General features: G+C 67.5%; 4 protein-coding genes. All 4 read left to right on the top strand.

The features are described from left to right. A partial coding sequence (locus AC1DOC_RS30190) for a DUF3606 domain-containing protein (RefSeq protein ID WP_478131175.1) occupies positions 1-212 on the top strand: 212 nt, incomplete at its 5' end. Between the two features lie 52 nt (positions 213-264). Further along, on the top strand, positions 265-1,221 hold the full coding sequence (locus AC1DOC_RS30185; protein ID WP_012746797.1) for a cation diffusion facilitator family transporter: 957 nt from the start codon (positions 265-267) through the stop codon (positions 1,219-1,221). Positions 1,222-1,300: 79 nt separating this feature from the next. Next, a complete protein-coding gene (locus tag AC1DOC_RS30180) occupies positions 1,301-1,480 on the top strand; it encodes a hypothetical protein (RefSeq protein ID WP_012746798.1) in 180 nt (59 codons plus the stop codon). 174 nt (positions 1,481-1,654) lie between these two features. After that, a partial coding sequence (locus tag AC1DOC_RS30175; RefSeq protein ID WP_478131174.1) for an ATPase domain-containing protein occupies positions 1,655-2,255 on the top strand: 601 nt, incomplete at its 3' end.

Here is a 2,255-nt window from a genome sequence, read left to right as displayed (position 1 = left end):
CTTCCGTCTCCAACCCACCTGGAGATCCCGCGATGCCGGACGACATGGAGATCCGCGTCCCACAGGACGACGAGCGAATCGACATCACCGACCTGAAAGAGGTCGACTACTGGACGAAGTGCTTTGGCGTCAGCGAGGCCCGCCTGCGCATGGCGGTCGCCTCGGCGGGGACCATGAAGGACGATCTGCGGATCTACCTCGGCCTTCCCTGAAGGCCGGGGCTGAACGCAAGGGCCGAGCGGCGCCCCTTCGTCCGAAACCCTGATGGCTGCCGAATCGAAGCTTGCGATCTACGGCGCCATCGCGGCCAATGTGGCCATTGCCGCCACCAAGTTCACCGTGGCCGGCATCACCGGCAGTTCGGCCATGCTGTCCGAAGGCATCCATTCGGCGGTCGACACCTTCAACGGCGTCCTGCTGCTGGTGGGCATCCGGCTGAGCCAGCGGCCCGCGACCGCCGAGCATCCCTTCGGCCACGGCAAGGAGCTGTACTTCTGGAGCCTGATCGTCGCCGTGCTGATCTTCGGGCTGGGCGGCGGCGTGTCGTTCTACGAGGGCATCCAGCACATCCGCAAACCGGAGCCGATGCGCGATCCGGGCTGGAACTACGTGGTGCTGGGCCTGGCCGCATTGTTCGAAGGCGCGAGCTTCCTGGTTGCGCTGCGGCAGTTCCGCGTGCAGTCGCGCGGTGCGCCGTTCTGGCGCGCGCTCGGGCAGAGCAAGGACCCGACCACCTACACCGTGCTGGCCGAAGATTCGGCGGCGCTGGCCGGGCTGGCGGTGGCGGCCTTGGGCATCTACTTCAGCCACCGGCTCGGCATGCCGGCGCTGGACGGCGCGGCCTCGGTGGTGATCGGGCTGCTGCTGGCCGGCGTGGCGGTGCTGCTGATCAGCCAGGCCCGCGGGCTGCTGATCGGCGAGGGCATCCGCCCCGAGACCGCGCGCGCCATCCGCGCCCTGGCCATGGAGCAGCCGAGCGTGCAGGACGTGGGCCACGTGCTGTCGATGTACATCGGCCCCGACGAGGTGCTGGCCGTGGTCGACCTCAATTTCAGGGAGGGCACGGCGACCGGAGAGGCCGCCGATGCCATCGCCGCGATCGAGCAGCAGGTGCGCGGGCGCTTCCCGATGATCCGGCGGCTCTTCATCGAGGCGAGCGAGGCGCCCGTGGATGAAGACGCGGCTTCCGCGCGGACCGGCGGGATCGTCGGCGTTGGCTGACGACCGCTGCCGCCATTGCCTGAGCGCTCCCGCGCCGCTGGCACTCCACTGTCGGGGCTCATTCAGGAGGTTGCCAGCCATGAACAAGCCATCGCCCAAGCGCCGCGAGCGCTCCCCCGACGAACCGGAGATCACCCAGGAAGAATCCGTGCCCACCGACGGCAGCGACACCGAGGGCGAGGAGCAGATGAAGAAGGTCGGCAACAAGAAGCTCCAGGATCCGGGCGATGCCGAGCGCAAGACGCCCGACAAGTCCTGAGGCCGTGCGCGGGCCGCGCGCAGCGGCCGCGGCGCAGTGGCGTTGTCTTGTCTCGAAGAAGGGCGATGCCCTACAACCCGGGGGCCGCGCCTCTTGATAAAAATCCTTGCGCCAGCAGATCGCAAGCAGAACAGGGCAGAAAGGACTGTCTGCCCAACGATGGAGGAAGAAGAAATGAAGCTCGACGGTACGGCCGTGCCGTCCGCCCAGGACGGCCTGATCAAAGTCGGTGTTCCCGGCCTCGACGATGTTCTTGGCGGCGGGCTCACGTCCAACCGCCTCTACCTGGTCGAGGGCACGCCCGGTGCCGGCAAGACCACCATCGCGCTTCAGTTCCTGATCGAAGGCGTGAAGCGCGGCGAGTCGGTGCTGTATGTCACCTTGTCGGAAACTGCGCAGGAACTCAAGGGCGTGGCGCGCTCCCATGGCTGGGACCTGAGCGGCATCGAGGTGCGCGAGATGCTTCCGTCGGAGACCGCGCTCGAGCCCGACGAGCAGTACACGATGTTCCACCCGTCCGAGGTCGAGCTCAGCGAGACGACCCTTCGCATCCTCTCGGACGTCGATGTGCTCAAGCCTTCGCGCGTGGTGTTCGACTCGCTGTCCGAACTGCGCCTGCTGGCCGGCAGCTCGCTGCGCTACCGGCGGCAGATCCTCGCGCTCAAGCAGTTCTTCGCGGGCCGCCAGTGCACGGTGCTGCTGCTGGACGACATGACCGCCATGAAGCACGACCTGCAGGTGCAGAGCATTGCCCATGCGGTGATCCGGCTCGAGC

This window comes from Variovorax sp. 01T439_2 (assembly GCF_056398445.1).
Note: the sequence above shows the minus strand (reverse complement) of the source record. Positions and strands in the feature narration are given on the sequence as shown.

Excerpts from the sequence above, each read along its gene's own strand:
- AC1DOC_RS30180 (WP_012746798.1), top strand. The coding sequence starts at position 1,301 with ATGAACAAGCCATCGCCCAAGCGCCGCGAGCGCTCCCCCGACGAACCG.
- AC1DOC_RS30185 (WP_012746797.1), top strand. The coding sequence starts at position 265 with ATGGCTGCCGAATCGAAGCTTGCGATCTACGGCGCCATCGCGGCCAAT.